Origin of the sequence: Rhodococcoides fascians NBRC 12155 = LMG 3623 (genome assembly GCF_001894785.1) — a bacterium.
Lineage (GTDB): Bacteria > Actinomycetota > Actinomycetes > Mycobacteriales > Mycobacteriaceae > Rhodococcoides > Rhodococcoides fascians.
Genome location: NZ_BCWW01000009.1, coordinates 265853 through 283440 on the forward strand (window position 1 = coordinate 265853; position 17588 = coordinate 283440).

The 17588-nt window shown below is 65.4% G+C and carries 17 protein-coding genes; 10 read left to right on the plus strand and 7 right to left on the minus strand.

The window, feature by feature from the left end:
- Positions 1-38 precede the first annotated feature (38 nt).
- Both RFA01S_RS19825 and RFA01S_RS19830 read right to left on the minus strand, forming a co-directional pair.
- The gene (locus RFA01S_RS19825) at positions 39-860 is read right to left on the minus strand and encodes a hypothetical protein (RefSeq protein WP_032407289.1); all 822 of its coding nucleotides are present in this window, start codon (positions 858-860) and stop codon (positions 39-41) included.
- Positions 861-983: 123 nt separating this feature from the next.
- Entirely contained in the window at positions 984-1562 is a 579-nt protein-coding gene (locus tag RFA01S_RS19830; RefSeq protein ID WP_032365486.1) for a TerD family protein, read from the minus strand.
- Between the two features lie 225 nt (positions 1563-1787).
- On the opposite strand from RFA01S_RS19830, the gene RFA01S_RS19835 reads away from it, so the two are divergent.
- The gene (locus RFA01S_RS19835; RefSeq protein WP_032407288.1) at positions 1788-2537 is read left to right on the plus strand and encodes a DUF1906 domain-containing protein; all 750 of its coding nucleotides are present in this window, start codon (positions 1788-1790) and stop codon (positions 2535-2537) included.
- 105 nt (positions 2538-2642) lie between these two features.
- Here RFA01S_RS19835 and RFA01S_RS19840 read toward each other — a convergent pair whose 3' ends face one another.
- Positions 2643-3503: an Rv1157c family protein gene (locus RFA01S_RS19840; protein WP_052060737.1), complete on the minus strand. Its 861-nt coding sequence runs from the start codon at positions 3501-3503 to the stop codon at positions 2643-2645.
- A 301-nt stretch (positions 3504-3804) separates the two neighbouring features.
- Here RFA01S_RS19840 and RFA01S_RS19845 point away from each other — a divergent pair, with 301 nt between their 5' ends.
- A complete protein-coding gene (locus tag RFA01S_RS19845; RefSeq protein ID WP_032407287.1) occupies positions 3805-5022 on the plus strand; it encodes a mannosyltransferase in 1218 nt (405 codons plus the stop codon).
- On the opposite strand, the gene RFA01S_RS19850 is transcribed toward RFA01S_RS19845, so the two are convergent.
- A complete protein-coding gene (locus RFA01S_RS19850) occupies positions 4967-5248 on the minus strand; it encodes a 4a-hydroxytetrahydrobiopterin dehydratase (protein WP_032407286.1) in 282 nt (93 codons plus the stop codon). The genes RFA01S_RS19845 and RFA01S_RS19850 overlap by 56 nt on opposite strands.
- Positions 5249-5262: 14 nt before the next feature.
- On the opposite strand from RFA01S_RS19850, the gene RFA01S_RS19855 reads away from it, so the two are divergent.
- The 7 genes from RFA01S_RS19855 (at position 5263) to RFA01S_RS19880 (ending at position 12233) form a co-directional block, all read left to right on the plus strand.
- On the plus strand, positions 5263-5688 hold the full coding sequence (locus tag RFA01S_RS19855) for a (deoxy)nucleoside triphosphate pyrophosphohydrolase (RefSeq protein ID WP_032407285.1): 426 nt from the start codon (positions 5263-5265) through the stop codon (positions 5686-5688).
- Positions 5689-6005: 317 nt separating this feature from the next.
- Entirely contained in the window at positions 6006-7943 is a 1938-nt protein-coding gene (gene typA / locus RFA01S_RS19860; RefSeq protein WP_032365354.1) for a translational GTPase TypA, read from the plus strand.
- Between the two features lie 103 nt (positions 7944-8046).
- A complete protein-coding gene (locus RFA01S_RS19865) occupies positions 8047-9828 on the plus strand; it encodes an ABC transporter family substrate-binding protein (protein ID WP_032407284.1) in 1782 nt (593 codons plus the stop codon).
- Entirely contained in the window at positions 9825-10508 is a 684-nt protein-coding gene (locus RFA01S_RS19870) for a haloacid dehalogenase type II (protein WP_032407444.1), read from the plus strand. Before RFA01S_RS19865 ends, RFA01S_RS19870 begins: the two co-directional genes overlap by 4 nt.
- A 106-nt stretch (positions 10509-10614) precedes the next feature.
- Positions 10615-11508, plus strand: a complete 894-nt coding sequence (mshB, locus tag RFA01S_RS19875; RefSeq protein ID WP_032407443.1) for an N-acetyl-1-D-myo-inositol-2-amino-2-deoxy-alpha-D-glucopyranoside deacetylase — start codon at positions 10615-10617, stop codon at positions 11506-11508.
- A gap of 27 nt (positions 11509-11535) precedes the next feature.
- A complete protein-coding gene (locus RFA01S_RS27870; RefSeq protein WP_008714214.1) occupies positions 11536-11694 on the plus strand; it encodes a hypothetical protein in 159 nt (52 codons plus the stop codon).
- An 86-nt stretch (positions 11695-11780) separates the two neighbouring features.
- Positions 11781-12233, plus strand: a complete 453-nt coding sequence (locus RFA01S_RS19880) for a hypothetical protein (protein ID WP_032386296.1) — start codon at positions 11781-11783, stop codon at positions 12231-12233.
- On the opposite strand, the gene RFA01S_RS19885 is transcribed toward RFA01S_RS19880, so the two are convergent.
- The 3 genes from RFA01S_RS19885 to RFA01S_RS19895 are packed head-to-tail and all read right to left on the minus strand — an operon-like array spanning position 12160 to position 14881.
- Positions 12160-12861, minus strand: a complete 702-nt coding sequence (locus RFA01S_RS19885; RefSeq protein WP_032407442.1) for a uracil-DNA glycosylase — start codon at positions 12859-12861, stop codon at positions 12160-12162. The two genes, RFA01S_RS19880 and RFA01S_RS19885, sit on opposite strands and share 74 nt — an antisense overlap.
- Positions 12862-12887: 26 nt before the next feature.
- Positions 12888-14405: a PH domain-containing protein gene (locus RFA01S_RS19890; protein WP_032407283.1), complete on the minus strand. Its 1518-nt coding sequence runs from the start codon at positions 14403-14405 to the stop codon at positions 12888-12890.
- Entirely contained in the window at positions 14402-14881 is a 480-nt protein-coding gene (locus tag RFA01S_RS19895) for a PH domain-containing protein (protein WP_032369653.1), read from the minus strand. The genes RFA01S_RS19890 and RFA01S_RS19895 overlap by 4 nt, the downstream gene beginning before the upstream one ends.
- Positions 14882-15015: 134 nt before the next feature.
- Between RFA01S_RS19895 and RFA01S_RS19900 the strand changes: the two genes are divergently transcribed.
- Positions 15016-17556: a bifunctional FO biosynthesis protein CofGH gene (locus tag RFA01S_RS19900; RefSeq protein ID WP_255283977.1), complete on the plus strand. Its 2541-nt coding sequence runs from the start codon at positions 15016-15018 to the stop codon at positions 17554-17556.
- Positions 17557-17588: the final 32 nt, after the last annotated feature.

Below are 17588 nucleotides of genomic sequence, written 5' to 3' on the forward strand. Positions count from 1 at the left end.
GAGCTGCACGGCTTTTCGATCGTTCGATTGGACCTGAGTCAGGCGACGTTCACCAGGCCGACCGTCGGGAAGAAGAAGCAACTCTTGTCCGAGCCGTCGACTGCCTTGTGGTTCACGGTGCCGAACACCGCGGCCAGAACGGTTCCCGATCCGGTCTGCACGGGGACAGCGCGCGCACCGGCAGCGGGCAACGCATTGAGTGCGTTGACCACGAGGGGCCGGGCCAAGTCCTTGAACTCCGCCGGAATTCCGGAGTTGTCGAGGATCGACTGGGCCATGGTGGTGACCAGGCCGCCGAAGTCGGCGAAGCCGCCCTGCAGGGTGTTGACGTTGAACCACGCCACCTGCATGCCGGACTTGTCGGCCGAGTCGTTGACGATGCCGGCCGGAACGAATGCGAACATCGTCTCGCCCTTGTCGACGGCATTGAGATCGGGAATCTGCAAGGACGGCACACCTGGGATTGTGGGGATGGCGGATGCCTTCAGTTGCGGCCACGGTCCGCCGGCACCACCGGCGACGCCCGGCACGATTCCGAGCGGCGCGCCCGGTGTGGCGGCGCAGTTGATCGCAGCGGTCGGGTAGAAGAACGGCGTGATGCCGAAGTCGGTGAGAGCCTTGTTGGCCGCGTCGAGGGCCGCGAAGGGGTCTGCGGAGGTGTTCTCGGCGACCGGGGTGCGCGAGTCGGCGATGGCATTCGCTGCGGCGAGCGAAGCACCGTCCTGCCCCTGTAATGCGGCGATCGCCCGGGCGAGCGGATCAGCGGGAGCCGGGTCCGCTGCCGCAGTGGCTGGAACGGCGAGCAATGCCGCGCAGGAGAGCGCGAGCGCGCCCGCCAGACGGCTGAGGCGACGAGACATGTGTGACTCCTGTGACTTATGTGGCTGATGTTGCGTGTGCGCTGATATCACCACACATCATCTTGGCGTCACAAGCTCAGCTGTAGACCGTTGTGCAATCGAGACGGACTCGCGCACCCTGCGTCAGCCGACGTCGATGCCGAAATCGCGCACGATGCCCTCCAGGCCGGACGCGTAGCCCTGACCGATTGCGCGAAACTTCCACTCGGCACCGCGGCGGTACAACTCGCCGAAGACCATCGCAGTCTCGGTCGACGCGTCCTCGCTCAGATCGAAGCGCGCGAGTTCGCGGCCGTCGGACTTGTCGACCACGCGAATGAAGGCGTTGACGACCTGACCGAAGTTCTGTCCCAGCGCGTCCGCGTTGTGAATCGAGACCGGGAATGCAATGGAATCCACCTCGGGTGTCAGCGCTGCAAGGTCCACGTCGATGCTCTCGTCGTCTCCTTCGCCCTCGCCGGTGCGGTTGTCTCCGGTGTGCTCGATCGCGCCGTCAGGGGAGCGCAGGTTGTTGTAGAAGACGAAGTAGTTGTCGTTGAGCGCCTTCTTGTCGGTACCGAGGCCGATCGCGCTCGCGTCGAGGTCGAAGTCTCCGCCGGTGGTGGAGCGAACGTCCCAGCCCAGTCCGACGGTGACCGCGGTCAAGTTCGGTGCTTCCTTCGTCAGGGAGACATTTCCGCCCTTGGCGAGTGTTACGCCCATGTCCAACCACTCCTTCACGCGTCGTTCGTGCTTCGTCCTCCCCACCCTATTCATGACTGCGGGTGCGGTGCTCGAGTTGCATGTGTGAACGACGAGCCACGCGGGTGGGGTGTGAGCAGTGGGGCTGGCGGTGCACATGTGTTTGTGATGGGATACGACAAAACATCAGAAAATAGCAGTGACGGCGCGTTTCGTTACGTAGGCGCGCCGTGGCAATCGAACGGCATGGGAGATTTTGTGCAGGTTTCGCGACGTGAACTGTTCAAGTACGCCGCGGCCGGCTCCGCAGCCGCCGTCGGCCTGGCCGCGTGGGGTTCGGCCACCGCTCACGCCGACGCGGGGCTGGGAACGCTCGTCGACTACGCGGGTGGGGTGCCGTCGGCGTCGGCCATCAAGAGCGCAGGCCATCTCGGAGCTGTCCGCTACGTCTCGGATCGGCGTCCCGACGCGACCTGGATGGTCGGCAAGCCGATGACCGCGTCGGAGGCGCAGTCCCTCACCGAGGCCGGCTTGGAGGTGGTCTCCAACTACCAGTTCGGTAAGGGTGCCACCGCGGATTGGCGAGGCGGGTACGTTGCGGGCGTCAAGCATGCGAAACGTGGACTCGAGCTCCATCTGGCGGCCGGTGGCCCGTCCGATCGGCCGATCTACGCATCGATCGACGACAACCCGACAGCCGTCGAGTTCGCCACCCTCATCGCGCCGTACATCCTGGGCTGGCAGTCGGTGATCGGAGCGGAGAACACCGGTATCTACGCAAATGCTCCGACCATCGAATTGGCGTCCGTCGCAGGGCTGGGCCAGTGGTATTGGCAGCACAATTGGGGGACCCCGAAGGGGTTCGTACATCCCGAAGCGCACATTCACCAGATTCGTATCGACAAGGACACGGTGGGTGGAGTGAAAGTGGATATCAACAATGTCTTGAAGTCCGATTACGGCCAGTGGTCGAAATCCGGTGCCGACATCATCTGAATACCATCCGTGTAATTCGGTGGTCTTTTCCCCGGCCGATAAGCACGAAAACAATTCGCCCCCGGCTTCGAGGAAGCCGGGGGCGAATTGCTGTGGTCTCGTGAGCTACGGAACGTAGACCGTGCCGATCGTCGGCAGGAAGTTGCAGCTGCGCGGCGGCGCTGCGGCGTCTTCCTTGGACTGAGTGGTGATCGATCCGGACACCACGGACAGCACGCGACCGGGACCGGTGTCAGCGATGGCCGACAACGTCGCGGGGCCGTCGGCGTTGATCTTGGCTGCGCCGGTCAGGTCCTGGGTTCCCGATCGGCGGTTGTCGATGTTGAGCCACGTCACGGTGAGCGGAGCGGACTGCTGCGCGGCGAGAGGCGCGGTACCGAGGGCGGTGAACACGAAACCGGCCTGGCCTGCAGCCGGTCCGGGGGGCGGCAACGTGGCCGGTCCGGGAACGGCCAAGGCGGTTCCGACGGAATCTGCGGTGTCGGAGATGCAGCCCTTGCCCAGGGTCGGGTACAGGAACTGTGCGATGACGGGGCCGTCGGAGGGCAGCTCGGGCCCGCCGCCGCCGGATCCGTCCAGGAAGGTGATGACCGATTCCAGCAGCGACTTGACCTGGTCCGGAAGCTGCGCGGATTCGAGAAGGGCGCGAGCCTGGCCGAGGAGATCTGCTGCGGGAGCGGCACCCACATCGGCCGGTCCTGCAGCTGCACCGACGATGGCAGGCGCGAAGGACGCGAGTGCCTCGATGTCGGAGAGGTTGGGCAGGGGTTCACCGGGAGCGGGCAGGAACTGGGCGATCAGCGCTGCGGGATCGGCCGGAGCAGCCGGCAGATCTGCCGGAGCCATGGGCACCAGAGGCTGAGCGGATGCGCTGGTCGGCACAACGAGTGCGGCGGCTGCGGCCACAGCCAGAGCTGTGACGACGCGACGCGTTCCGCGAGTACGAAGCACGGTGATATTCCCCATTCTGATCATGACGCAGGTCCACGGCGACAGCCGGTGCCCGAGGGGTCACTCTATGTAGAGCGATCCCGGATGTACAGCCGTAGTAGGTCCAGTCCTCCCCGGCTGAACTCTATCGAGGATTCTATGGGCCACGCGCTGCGAATTCTCCGCAGAATCGAACAATAGCGTGTTACACGAGTGACCAGTGTGAAAGGTGATGTAAATGTTACGAGGGGATCGGCACGGTTAGGGTGGGTATCGATCGCCCTATAAGCTCGGCTGTCGATAAACGGCATCGATACCGAACGGAACCACACGCACCGTGAACCGACTTGTTCGGCTGGCCCCCGTTCTGCTGGCAGTTTCGGTGATCAGCCGATTCGTGTGGGCGTTCGTCACCCCCAACGGTATGAACCTCGTCGACCTGCACGTCTACGTCGAAGGCTCCGCTGCGCTGCTCGGCGACAACCTGTACGACTACACGTACTCGGTGCAGACCCCGGACTTCCCGCTGCCGTTCACGTATCCACCGTTCGCCGCCCTGGTGTTCTTCCCGCTGCACTATCTGCCGTTCACGGTGGTCGGCATCGTCTGGCAGGCCGCGACGATGATCGCGCTGTTCGCAGTGGTCCGGCTCGCCGTGTCGATGGTTCTCGGCGACGACCGGGCCGCCGAGAACCGCTGGGTGAGAATCGCCATGCTGTGGACCGCGCTGGGGCTGTGGTCCGAACCCGTACGCACCACACTCGACTACGGCCAGGTCAATGTGTTCCTGGTGCTGCTCGCGCTACTCGCGGTACGCAGCTCGCGCTGGTGGGTGGCGGGCGGACTCGTGGGGTTCGCCGCAGGCATCAAGCTGACCCCGGCCATCACGGGCCTGTACTTCCTCGCCACTCGGCGGTGGAAAGCTGCAGCATTCTCGGCGGTGGCATTCGCACTCAGTGTCGCGGTCAGCTACGCGGTGCTGGGGCGTCAGGCGGCCACGTACTTCACCACGTTGCTCGGCGATGCCGACCGCATCGGACCCGTCGGCTCGGTCTGGAATCAGTCTCTGCGTGGAGCTCTGAGCCGGATCGTGGGCGAGGACGTCGGCCAGGGACCGCTGTGGATCGCCGCCGCAGTGATCGCCGTGGTCCTCGCTGTGCTGGCATGGCGAGCACTCGATCGCCGCGACCACCTGGGAACCCTGGTCATCGTCCAACTCCTGGGCCTGTTGGTGTCGCCTATCTCGTGGTCGCACCACTGGATCTGGGTGATTCCGATGGTGATCTGGCTGCTGCACGGGCCGTTGCGCGATATCGCCGGAGCCAAGATCGTTGCCGGCTACTGGCTGGTGACGGTCACGGTGGGGGTGCCCTGGTTGCTGAGCTTCTTCCAGGAATCGATCTGGACCATTCCCCGTCCCGGGCTCGAGGCCTGGGCCGGAGCCGTCGACGTGATCGGATCGGCCCTGTTCCTCGGCTGGGTCGTCTATGCGGGACGCATCAATTCGCGGTCAGTGCATCGATCCGACGCGCCAGATCCACGTCCTTCTGCGTGAGACCGCCGGCGCTGTGCGTGGACAGGGTGAACGTGAGCGTCCGCCACCTGATGTCGATGTCGGGGTGATGGTCCGCCTCCTCCGCGGCGTCGGCCACGCGGTTCACCACCTCGATCGCGGCGGGAAACGACGTCAGCTCGACGGTGCGGGTCAGAGATTTCTCCGTCACAGTCCAGTGGGTGAGCTGTGCGCCCTCGATATCGCGGTCGGTCAGCAATTCGGTCATAGAAAGATGGTGGCATGTCCGGTACCCCTACCGCTGTGGTTGTCGCGGCCGCGTTGATCGACGACGGTCGTCTGCTGCTCGCGCAACGAACTCGTCCGCCGGAGTTGGCCGGTCGGTGGGAGCTGCCCGGCGGCAAGGTCGAGCCGGGGGAGTCCGAGGACGTCGCCCTGGCGCGCGAACTGCGCGAGGAACTGAGGGTCGAGTGTTCGATCGGTGCCGCGCTCAGCGGAGACGTCGAGCTTTCCGGTGGCATGGTGTTGCGGGCCTACCGAGCCTCAATTGTCTCGGGAACCCCTGCGCCGCTGGAGCATTCGGCTCTACGGTGGGTCGATGCCGCGACGCTGCCGACGGTGGATCTGGTCGATGCGGACCGACTCTGGCTGCCGGACCTACAGGAAATTCTGCTCACTTCGCCCGAGCGGTCTTCAGACCTTTCTTGAGGTCTTTCTTGGTCGCGCCCGCGGATTCCAACTTCTTCATTCGCATGATCACGACGGGGCATTTGATGCAACGAACTTTCTTGCGGCAGCATTTTTTCTTGGGCTTCATCCCCGAGACATCTGCGGCCTTTATCTTGCCCATGGGCACCAAGACTAATGGGTGGCGCAGGTCACAGACCTGAGGGTGGCGCGGGGCACTGCCGGACTACGGGTAAACTCGATCAGTCGCGAGAACCTCGCGGTGCAGCGCGCTTCTCTAGCGACATAAGCCCGCTAGCGAACAAGAGCCCGCATTCGACTCCAGGAGAATTTTTCGCGTGAGCGCCCCAAGCAGTGCAGACAACATCGACAGCACCACTACTTTTCGCAACGTCGCCATCGTTGCACACGTCGACCATGGCAAGACCACCCTGGTCGACGCCATGCTTCGGCAGTCCGGCGCGTTCGAGGAACGTGCCGAAGCGATCGACCGCGTCATGGACTCGGGTGACCTCGAAAAAGAAAAAGGCATCACGATCCTGGCCAAGAACACGGCCGTTCACAAGCGCAATGCCGACGGCACCATCACCGTCATCAACGTGATCGACACCCCCGGCCACGCCGACTTCGGCGGAGAGGTCGAGCGCGGCCTGTCCATGGTCGACGGCGTCGTGCTCCTTGTCGACGCTTCCGAGGGCCCGCTGCCGCAGACCCGTTTCGTGCTGCGCAAGGCGCTCGCCGCGTCGTTGCCGGTGATCCTGGTCGTCAACAAGACCGACCGTCCCGACGCGCGTATCGAAGAGGTCGTCTCGGAGAGCCACGATCTGCTGCTCGACCTCGCGTCCGATCTCGACGACGAAGCGTCCGAGGCAGCCGAGCTCGCCCTCGACCTCCCCGTTCTCTACGCCTCCGGCCGTGAGGGCAAGGCCTCGAAGGTCCAGCCCCAGAACGGACACGCTCCCGACGCCGAGAACCTCGACGAGCTGTTCGAGGTTCTGCTCAGCTACGTCCCCGCGCCCAAGGGCAACGTCGACGCGCCGCTGCAGGCACACGTCACCAACCTCGACGCGTCGGCCTTCCTCGGCCGCCTCGCCCTGGTTCGTATCCACAACGGCCAGCTCTCCAAGGGCCAGACCGTCAGCTGGATGCGTGAGGTCGACGGCGAGCCCGTCGTCCAGAAGGCCAAGATCACCGAGCTGCTCAACACCATCGGCGTCGAGCGCGTTCCCGGCGAGAAGGGTGTCGCAGGAGACATCGTCGCCGTCGCGGGCTTCCCGGACATCATGATCGGCGACACCCTCGCCGATCTGGAGAACCCGGTCGCTCTGCCTCGCATCACCGTCGACCAGCCGGCCATCTCGGTCACCATCGGCACCAACACGAGCCCGCTCGTCGGACGCGTCAGCGGCCACAAGCTCACCTCGCGCATGGTCAAGAGCCGCCTCGACCAGGAGCTCATCGGTAACGTCTCGCTCAAGGTCCTCGACATCGGTCGCCCCGATGCCTGGGAGGTCCAGGGTCGTGGAGAGCTCGCGCTCGCCATCCTCGTCGAGCAGATGCGTCGTGAAGGCTTCGAGCTCACCGTCGGCAAGCCCCAGGTGGTCACCCAGCAGGTCGACGGCAAACTGCACGAGCCCTTCGAGGAGCTGATGGTCGACACACCGGAGGAATACCTCGGTGCAGTGACGCAGCTGCTCGCCGCACGCAAGGGCAAGATGGTCCAGATGACGAACCACGGCGCAGGCTGGGTTCGCATGGAATTCATCGTTCCCTCGCGTGGCCTGATCGGTTTCCGCACCGAGTTCCTCACGGACACTCGCGGCACCGGCATCGCCAACGCTGTCTTCCACGGTTACGCGCCGTGGGCCGGCGAGATCCGCGCCCGCCACACCGGCTCGCTCGTCTCGGACCGTCACGGCACCGTGACCCCGTTCGCGATGATCCAGCTGGCCGACCGCGGCACGTTCTTCGTCGAGCCGGGCGCAGACACGTACGAGGGCATGGTCGTGGGCATCAACCCGCGTCAGGAAGACCTCGACATCAACGTCACTCGCGAGAAGAAGCTGACCAACATGCGTCAGTCCTCCGCCGACGTCATGGAGACCCTGGCCAAGCCGAAGAAGCTGGACCTGGAAATGGCCATGGAGTTCTGTGCAGGCGACGAGTGCGTCGAGGTGACCCCCGAGGTCGTCCGCGTCCGCAAGGTGCACCTCGATTCCAACGAGCGCGCCCGTGAGCGTTCGCGCAGCAAGACGCGCGACAAGGCTGCTCTGTAAGACAGATCCTGTACGGCAGAAGCGACGTGTCACCATCGTGGGACGTCGCTTCTGCCGTACCTGTAGCCGATCACGAAGGAGATCCTCGTTGCGTAACGTACTGATGCCGGTGGTTCTGGCCTCCGCCACTGCCCTGGTACTCACCGCATGCACCGCGGATCCACCGCCACCGATCGAGAGCGTCGAAACTCCGGTCACCACGACGACCGTGCCGTCGAAGACCGGCGACCCCGTTGTCGTGGCGATCGACGACGTGGGCATCGGGTTCAACCCACACCTGCTGGCCGACCAGTCGCCCGCCACCGCTGCGGTCAGTTCGCTCGTGCTGCCCAGCCCGTTCCGTCCCACCCTGAACCCCGACACCGGCGTGACCATGTGGGAGCCGGACCTGTCGCTGTTGATCTCCGCCGAAGTGACGTCTCAGTCTCCGTTCACCATCCGGTACCAGCTACGCAACGAGGCCCAGTGGTCCGACAGCGCACCGATCGCGGCCGAGGACTTCCGGTACCTCTGGCAGCAGATGATCACGCAGCCGGGCGTCGTCGATCCGGCCGGCTACGCACTGATCAGCGATGTTGCCTCTTCGGGCGGCGGCAAGACCGTCGACGTCACCCTCGAGTCGCCGTATCCGGCGTGGCAGCGATTGTTCGCCGACCTCGTGCCCTCCCACTTGCTCAAGGATTCGCCCGGCGGCTTCGAGGGTGGCCTCACCGACAACGTGCCGGTCTCCGGTTCGCGGTTCAACATCAAGACCGTCGACCAGGGCCGGGACGAGATTCTGCTGGAACGCAACGATCGCTTCTGGGACCAACCCGCCTCGCCCGACCAGATCCTGATTCGGCGCGGAGGCACCCCCGCACAGTTGGCCGATTCGTTGCGGTCGAGTGATGCGCAGATCGCACAGGTTCGGGGTGGGTCTGCGACGCGCGCTCAACTCTCGGCAATTCCCGGGGTCCGCACCGACACGATTCACCAATCGCGAGTGTTGTCGATGACCGTGAACGGCCGGGCACCGAACATGTCGGAGTCGCTTGTGCGGCAGGGGATCATGGGTCTGCTGGACCCGAACCTGCTGGCCACGGTCGGGGCCGGCGGAGGGGCGACGGATCGCCGAGCAGCGGCCCAGTTGTCGTCGCCGTCGGACCCCGGGTACACCGCGACCGCACCCGCCCCGATCGGCAGAACCGCGGCCCTCGACCTGCTTCGCCGCGCCGGCTTCGTTCCGACACCCGACGCGATCGTGACCTCGACGCCGAGCGCGGGCGCATCCACGACCTCTGCTGCGCCGCCGACCACCAGCGCGCCGACCACGAGCGCGCCGGCTCCCGGAGTACCCCGACTCGCAGACGCCGGCGGTACCGCGCTGCGATTCGTCATCGGTGCCGTCGAGAACGACGACATCGCACTGGCCGTGGCCGGGACCGCCGCGGACGAGCTCGTCAGTGCGGGTATCGACGCGACCGTCACTCCGCTGCCCGCGGACGAGTTGTACTCGACGGCGCTGACCGACGGCGGCGTCGACGCCGTGGTCGGGTGGACCAGTGCGGGCGTGGACCCGGCAACGGCCCTGGCCTCGCGCTTCGGCTGTGTTGCCGAGCCGGCTCCGGGGAGCAGCGGCAGCGTGGACGCCCCGCGCAATCTGTCCGGTCTGTGTGTTCCGGAATTACAGCCGACGATCGACCGCGCCCTGATAACCGGCGCCGATGCGACGATCGTTGCCGAGGAGATCGAGCCCAAGCTGTGGTCTCTGGCGTCGACGCTGCCGATCATGCAGGACCAGTCCGTGGTGGCTGCGGTGCCTGGTATCACCGGCGTCTCGTTGACCGGGCCGGTGGAGGTCGGCATCTTCGCCGATGCCGCGAAGTGGATCCGGACGGTCCGGTGAACACCGTGCGCTTGCCTCGGGTGATCATCTTCGACGTGAACGAGACCCTGTCCGACATGGCTCCCATGGCGGCGCGATTCGCCGACGTCGGAGCGCCCGAGCACCTGTTCCCGACGTGGTTCGCAGGAGTGCTGCGGGACGGGTTCGCGCTCGCGGTCGCAGGTACCGCTCGGCCGTTCGCCGAGGTCGGTTCCGGTGTGCTCGAGGCGTTGCTGTCCGATGCCGCGATCGATCGCCGGTTGGACGATGCAGTGGACCACATCATGGCCGGTTTCGCCGAGCTCGAGGTCCATCCCGATGTGGTAGCCGGAGTGAATGCGCTTGCAGCGCAAGGTATTCGGATGATCACCCTCAGTAACGGGTCCGCGTCGCTCGCGCAGTCTCTGCTCGAACGAGCCGGCGTGCGGAGTGCTTTCGAGTTGTTGCTCTCGGTCGAGGACGCCGGACGGTGGAAGCCGCACGCCGATGCCTACCGCTACGGGTTGGAGCAGTGCGGTGTCGAACCCGGCGACGCGATGCTGGTGGCCGTGCACCCCTGGGATATCGACGGTGCGCACCGGGCAGGCCTGTCGACGGCGTGGCTCGATCGCGAGAACCGTCCTTATCCCGACCATTTCGTGCCTGCCGATGTGACAGCGCAGTCGTTACCGGATGTGGCGCGAATGCTCGGCGAGCGATGAACGGCTGCCCGACCCAGAGACCGAGACAAACGATGACACAGCGAGTAGCGAGCGACGAGGCATGACGGAACAGGTTGTGACAGAGCAGGTTGTGACAGAACAAGCAATGACGCAGCCGCAGAGGTTGCTGCTGGTCCATGCGCACCCGGACGACGAGAGCATCACCACCGGCGGGACCATCGCCCATTACGTGCGCGCGGGCGTGGACGTCACCGTGCTCACGTGCTCGCTCGGTGAAGAGGGTGAGGTGATCGGCGATACGTGGGCCGATCTCGTGGTCGACCGAGCCGACCAACTCGGTGGTTACCGGATTCTGGAACTGCATCGCGCGCTCGCGGCGTTGGGCTGTAACCCGCCCCGCTTTCTCGGTGGTGCCGGCCGCTGGCGAGATTCTGGAATGGCCGGAACCCCGGCTGCTCTCAAACCGCGCGCATTCGTCAACGCCGACCGGCAGGAGGCGCTCGGGGCGCTCGTGTCGGTGATCCGCGAACTCCGGCCTCAGGTCGTCGTCGGTTACGACCCCGAGGGCGGCTACGGCCACCCCGATCATCAGCAGGTCCACTCCCTGGTGACCGAGGCGGTCGAGGTCTGCGGAACGGACGCCCATCCCACGGCCGGAGTTCCGTGGGAGGTAGCGAAGTTCTACTGGACCGTCACCGGCCGCGATCAACTGGACGCGGGACTACGGGCGATCGCCGATATCCCCGAGGGGTGGCGCATGCCCCTCGACGGTGAGTTGCCGAGTGTGGCCGAGGACATGATCACCACCAGCATCGATGTCCGCGGTGTGCTCGACGCGAAGACCGACGCGTTGCGTGCGCACGCAACTCAGGTGACGGTTGCGCCCTCGGGTGCCGAGTACGCACTCTCCAACGACATCGTTCAGCCGATCCTGCTCGACGAGCAGTACGTACTCGTGCGGGGCGTGCTCGGCTCCGACGGGGCGGGCAGGGAGAACGACTTGTTCGCGGGCGTACTAGGCTGTGTTCCGAATCACTGATCTCATGACAACAGGGGCGGAACACACATGTACAACTGGGTAGTGCAGGACGCAATCGTCGCGTTCGTCGATTCTCTCAAGCCGCAGTTCGGCGCACAGGCAGATCTGTACCAGTACGTTCTGGGTCAGATCGCCATGGGTGCGAGCAACTTGCTCACCTCGCTGGGCTATCCGCCGGTTTCTTGAGTGCCGGTGCCCGGTTTTTCGAATGCGATGCCCGGTCTTCGAATGCGGTGCACTGAAACGACCCGGGCCAAGGCAGTATTGGGCGCATGATCTCGAAGGCCGCATCCAATACTGTCGCCCTGGTGTCGTGGGCGACGGTCGCAGTACTGGTGTTCGACGGCTTCCTGTCCGGAATCCTGTCGGTCTTCTTTCTCCCGACCTATGTGGGGTCGGTGCAGTTTCCCATCAGCGCGTTGCTCGGGGGCATCGCGAACGTCGCTCTGGTTCTGGCCGCGCGTAAGGTCGCCGAACGGCCGATCTGGGTGGCGTCGCCGCTGATCGGATGGTTCGTCGCAGTAGTGCTGTGCATGTTCGGCGGCCCCGGCAACGATGTTCTGCTGCTGGCCGACTGGCGCACGATGCTGCTCATCGTGGCCGGTGCCGGGCCGGCCGGTGTGCTGCTGTTCATGTTCAGAATGAAAGCCATCACAGCAAGCGTGCGTGCCGACCCGCATTCCGGAGCACGTCCTCGATCATCGTCGGAGTCAGCAGTCCGGTGAACGTGTTTCGCTGACTGACGTGGTAGCTGGCGAACACGGTGATCGAGCCCAGATCGAGCTGCACGCCGTGCCCGAATTTCGTTGCAGGCCTGGGTATTTCCCACCCGTTCGCGGCGAGAATCGGCAGCAGCGATTGCCAACCGAACGCCCCGAGCACGAGAATCGACTTCAGTCGCGGACGCAGCAAGCGCAATTCGTCGTCGAGCCAGGGGCGACACCGATCGCGCTCGGCGGGAGTCGGCTTGTTCTGCGGCGGAGCGCAGTGCACGGGGGCTGCAATACGAACTCCGTTGAGAGTCAGCCCGTCGCCGATGTGCGTCGCGGTCGGTTGGCTGGCGAGCCCGACGGCATGCATGGCTCGGTACAGCACGTCTCCGCTGCGGTCCCCGGTGAACATCCGTCCGGTGCGATTGCCGCCGTGGGCGGCCGGGGCGAGTCCGACGATCAACATCGACGCATCGGCCGGGCCGAAACTGGGAACGGCTCGCCCCCAATACGTTTCGTTGGCAAACGCGGCGCGCTTCTCGGCAGCGACCTGTTCGCGCCACTGCACCAGCCGTGGACAGGCGCGACACTGGGACACCGCCAGGTCGAGCTGCGCAATGGTCTGCGGGCGCTCCTTCTTCATCGGCTCCTTCTTTACCGGCTGCGTCTTCACGTGCTGCGTCGAAGCCAGATGTCGCCGGCACCCGGTGTGACGGCGTCGATCATGGCCCACGCGTTCTCGATGGGTATGTCGACCACCTCGTAGCGTCCGACGCCCGCCGGTGTCGCTGCCACGACGGTGGCCACGCCGGCGCGACGTTGGAAGAACGTCTGCCGCACCGTCCAACCGATGATGCCGCCGGCTTCGAGGCTGTGCCGGGTGCGGTCGAGCGATCCGTGCTGGGTGATCAGCCAGCCGGGCAGGACGGCGTGCCCGAGGCCGCGGTAGCGGTCGTGAGCGAGTCCGACGGCGGCCACGAACAGCACGGCCACGGCGATCCACGCGAGGATCGGGATCGGTGCGCCGAGAGACTGCGCAATTCCCAGTCCGGCCGCGACGACGAGCAGCGGTAGAACCGCCCGGGTGTAGCGGCGTCGCCGCGCGGCAGGTCCGTGCTGCAGAAGCGGGCGGTCGGCATTGCCGTGCATGCCTGCATCGCCGAGCACCGTGGTCATCATGCGCAGCGCCTCGGCCCGCGGAGCCTGGGGAAGCAGTAGCGACGATTCCTTCTTCTCGGCGCTCACTCCGGTCATGATGGCGTCGAGTCGGGCCCCGCCGACCGACCTCAGTAGTAGAGGCAGCGACAGAGAAGTGCCGCGCAGTCTCTTGCGGTCGAGGGTCGACTGACGGGTGCGGAGCAGCCCGTGGCTGACGTGCAACGTGCGACCCTGGTCGGTGACGGTCAGGTTGCCGTAGGTGATCAGGTATCGAACGCAGGCGAAGATGCTGGACACCACGAGGAGCACGATCAGTGCGAAGACGACGAACAGTGCGATGCCGAACCGTTGCGCCGATTCGACGCTGTTCGAGACCACCGACGTCTCTGCCAACGTCTGTCCGATGCCGTATTGGAACAGCACGCCCACTGCCGCGGCGATGGTGACGATGCCGGTGATGGAGAACGGCGCGAACCGCACCCACGAGAACTGCCAGTGCGCAATCTCGACGCCGGGGTCGTTTGCGGCAACGGGCATTCCGTCGCTCGGCGTTGTTCGGCCCGACACCCGCTGCAGCAGTTCGCCGCGAAGCTCCGGCACCAGTGACGTGTCGAGGGCGTTGAGCTCGAAAGCCTCGCCTTTGCCCGCCTGCTGGCCGGTCCCGATGCGAAGAATGGACAGGCCGAGCACTCGGTGCAGTACGTTCGCTTCCACGTCGACCGACCGAATCCTGTTGCGCGGGATGGACAGTACTTTCTTCTGCAACACCCCGGTGCGCAGTTGTACGTGCACCGGCCCGATCCGGTAGCTGGTGGTGAACCAGCGCGCAATCGCGAACACGACGACGACCGCGAGGATGCCCAGACTCCAGTAGTGATTACCGCTCTGACTGCCGACGAAGAACGAGATCAGCAGTACCGGCAGGATCTTGATGCCCTCGTTCACCGGATGCACCAACAACATTCGCTTGTCCAGGCGCAACCACGGCTGCTCCTCTTCGACTGCCAGCAACTCCGCCTGATCGGTCATGTGGCATCTCCGACGGTGCGGCCGGCGATATCGGTCAGTCGCGTGACGGTCTCGTCCGCAACGGCCTGATCGAGTGCGGTGATCTTCACCGCGCCCGCCGACGATGCCGTCGTCACGGTGACCGTCGCCAACCCGAGCAGACGATCGAGTGGTCCGCGCTCGGTGTCGACGGTTTGCACCCGCGAGATGGGGGCGATGCGTCGTTCTTGGCTGAGCCAACCGGTGCGGGTGTACACGGCGGTATCGCTGATCTCCCAGCGGTGCACCCGGTAGCGCCACTGCGGCACGATCGCGAGGTGCAGTGCGGTCAGCACGACCGATACGACGAGGACGGTGACGTGCAGCCACGACGTCCGGTTCGAGTCGACGAAAAACCAGACGATCTGAGCGATGAAGACCGGTAGCCACAGCAGTCCGGCGCTCAGGGTCCAGAGCAGACGCGCACGGGGAGAAGGCTGCCACTGTGGGTCTGTCATCGTTGTCACGGTACAAACCTAGCGCTGCCCCGTCGTGCGCGTTGTGCGCCCTTCCAGGTACGCAAAACGCGCACAAGGGCCGCAGGCCCACCCGCGGGTGGCACGTGCGTACCAAGAAGGCGCATGATCGACTGGTGACTTCGCAGCCTGATACCGCTCCAGCCGCCTCCGCCATGCGCCGCGTCCTGCGTCGCGCCCGCGACGGGGTGTCGCTGAACGTCGACGAGGCAACCGTCTTGCTGCACGCTCGCGGTGACGACCTCGTGGATCTGATGGCGTCGGCGTCCCGGGTTCGCGATGCCGGGTTGGAGTCGGCGGGCCGTCCCAAGACCGTGTCGTATTCACGCAAGGTGTTCGTGCCCATCACGCGGTTGTGCCGCGACAAGTGCCACTACTGCACGTTCGTCACGGTGCCGGGCAAGCTCAATGCGGCCGGGCACGGGATGTTCATGGATCCCGACGAGATCATCGACGTCGCCCGCAAGGGGGCCGAGTTGGGCTGCAAGGAGGCGCTGTTCACGCTCGGCGACAGGCCGGAGGAGCGGTGGCCCGAGGCCAAGGCGTGGCTCGATTCACGCGGCTACGACTCGACTCTGGACTACGTGCGCGCCATGTCGATCCGGGTACTCGAAGAGACCGGCCTGCTGCCGCACCTCAATCCCGGAGTGATGTCGTGGCAGGAACTCTCGCGCCTCAAGCCGGTGGCCCCCTCGATGGGCATGATGCTCGAGACGACGTCGCGTCGGCTGTTCGAGGAGAAGGGGCAGGCCCATTACGGCAGTCCCGACAAGGATCCCGAGGTTCGGCTGCGCACGCTGACCGACGCGGGCCGGCTCAACATTCCCTTCACGACGGGCATCCTCGTCGGCATCGGTGAGACGTTGCAGGACAGGGCCGAGTCCATCATGGCAATTCGTAAGGTGCACAAGTCTTTCGGTCATGTGCAAGAGATCATCGTGCAGAACTTCCTGGCCAAGTCCGATACCGCGATGCGGTCGGTGCCCGATGCCGGTCTCGAAGAATTCCTGGCGACCATCGCGGTGACGCGCATGGTGGTCGGTCCGTCGATGCGAATTCAAGCCCCGCCGAACCTCGTCGCAGCGGAGGAGACCGCAGCGTTGCTCGGCGCAGGCGTCGACGATTGGGGCGGTGTCTCGCCGCTGACTCCCGACCACGTCAATCCCGAGCGGCCCTGGCCGAACCTCGACACTCTCGCCGAGTTGTCGGCGGCCGCCGGTTACACGCTCGTGGAACGTACTGCCGCGCAGCCGCAGTACGTGTTGGCCGGTGCACCGTGGATCGACCCGCGAATCTCGGCACACGTGCGGGCAGTGGCCGACCCGGAGACCGGGATGGCACGCGAGGGCGTCAACCCGACCGGTCTGCCGTGGCAGGAGCCGGACGAGGAATGGGAGTCCTCGGGACGCGTGGATCTGAACACCGAGATCGACACCCAGGGCCGCAACACCGAGACGCGCTCGGATCTGGCGAATGCGTTCGGCGACTGGGATTCCATTCGTGAGCAGGTGCGCGATCTGGCCGGTCTCGAACGAGTCGACCGCGACCTGGTGTCGGCATTGACAGCAGCGGAGAAGGACCCGGCCGGTCTGTCGGACGAGCAGTACCTCGCACTGGCGACGGCCGAGGGCCCCGGCATGGACGCCGTTGCCGCGCTCGCCGACGATCTGCGTAAGCAGGTCAACGGGGACACCGTCACCTACGTGGTGAACCGGAACATCAACTTCACCAACATCTGCTACACCGGATGCCGCTTCTGCGCGTTCGCGCAGCGCAAGGGCGACGCCGACGCGTTCACGCTGTCCACCGCCGAAGTCGCCGACCGTGCGTGGGAAGCGCACGTCGTCGGGGCCACCGAGGTGTGCATGCAGGGCGGCATCGACCCCGAACTGCCGGTGACGGGATACGCCGATCTGGTCCGTGCGGTCAAGGCGAAAGTGCCGTCGATGCACGTGCACGCGTTCTCGCCGATGGAGATCGTCAACGGGGCCTCTCGCGGCGGCCAGTCGATCCGCGAGTGGCTCACCGAGCTGCGGGCAGCCGGCCTGGACTCGATTCCGGGTACCGCCGCGGAGATCCTCGACGACGAGGTGCGGTGGGTGCTCACCAAGGGCAAGCTCCCCGCAGCCGAATGGATCGAAGTGATCACCACCGCGCACGAGGTGGGCCTGCGATCGAGCTCGACGATGATGTACGGCCACGTCGACAATCCGTCGCACTGGGTCGGGCATCTGAACGTACTCAAGAAGATCCAGGACAAGACCGGTGGATTCACCGAGTTCGTGCCGCTGCCGTTCGTGCACCAGTCGTCGCCGCTGTATCTGGCGGGTGCCTCGCGTCCCGGCCCGACCAATCGGGACAACCGCGCGGTGCATGCCCTGGCCAGGATCATGCTGCACGGCCGTATCGACAACATTCAGACGTCATGGGTGAAATTGGGAATCACGGGTACCCAGGCGATGCTGAACGGAGGCGCGAACGATCTGGGCGGGACCCTGATGGAAGAGACGATCTCGCGCATGGCGGGTTCGCAGAACGGTTCGGAGAAGACCGTCGCGGAACTGCACGAGATCGCCGACGGCATCGGACGACCGGTTCGTCAGCGCACCACCACGTACGGCCCGGCACCGGCGGTGTCGGTCGCCGGCCTGATCTGACCTACAGGTCTTTACCCGAAACGGAGTTTGCC

What these genes read in the sequence shown, in the direction of transcription:
- RFA01S_RS19855 (WP_032407285.1), top strand. Translation starts at nt 5,263, where the DNA reads ATGTCCGGTACCCCTACCGCTGTGGTTGTCGCGGCCGCGTTGATCGAC.
- RFA01S_RS19830 (WP_032365486.1), bottom strand. Translation starts at nt 1,562, where the DNA reads ATGGGCGTAACACTCGCCAAGGGCGGAAATGTCTCCCTGACGAAGGAA.
- RFA01S_RS27870 (WP_008714214.1), top strand. Translation starts at nt 11,536, where the DNA reads ATGTACAACTGGGTAGTGCAGGACGCAATCGTCGCGTTCGTCGATTCT.
- RFA01S_RS19850 (WP_032407286.1), bottom strand. Translation starts at nt 5,248, where the DNA reads ATGACCGAATTGCTGACCGACCGCGATATCGAGGGCGCACAGCTCACC.
- RFA01S_RS19895 (WP_032369653.1), bottom strand. Translation starts at nt 14,881, where the DNA reads ATGACAGACCCACAGTGGCAGCCTTCTCCCCGTGCGCGTCTGCTCTGG.
- RFA01S_RS19825 (WP_032407289.1), bottom strand. Translation starts at nt 860, where the DNA reads ATGTCTCGTCGCCTCAGCCGTCTGGCGGGCGCGCTCGCGCTCTCCTGC.
- RFA01S_RS19865 (WP_032407284.1), top strand. Translation starts at nt 8,047, where the DNA reads ATGCCGGTGGTTCTGGCCTCCGCCACTGCCCTGGTACTCACCGCATGC.
- RFA01S_RS19885 (WP_032407442.1), bottom strand. Translation starts at nt 12,861, where the DNA reads ATGAAGAAGGAGCGCCCGCAGACCATTGCGCAGCTCGACCTGGCGGTG.
- RFA01S_RS19835 (WP_032407288.1), top strand. Translation starts at nt 1,788, where the DNA reads ATGGGAGATTTTGTGCAGGTTTCGCGACGTGAACTGTTCAAGTACGCC.
- RFA01S_RS19840 (WP_052060737.1), bottom strand. Translation starts at nt 3,503, where the DNA reads ATGGGGAATATCACCGTGCTTCGTACTCGCGGAACGCGTCGCGTCGTC.
- RFA01S_RS19890 (WP_032407283.1), bottom strand. Translation starts at nt 14,405, where the DNA reads ATGACCGATCAGGCGGAGTTGCTGGCAGTCGAAGAGGAGCAGCCGTGG.
- RFA01S_RS19880 (WP_032386296.1), top strand. Translation starts at nt 11,781, where the DNA reads ATGATCTCGAAGGCCGCATCCAATACTGTCGCCCTGGTGTCGTGGGCG.
- mshB (WP_032407443.1), top strand. Translation starts at nt 10,615, where the DNA reads ATGACGCAGCCGCAGAGGTTGCTGCTGGTCCATGCGCACCCGGACGAC.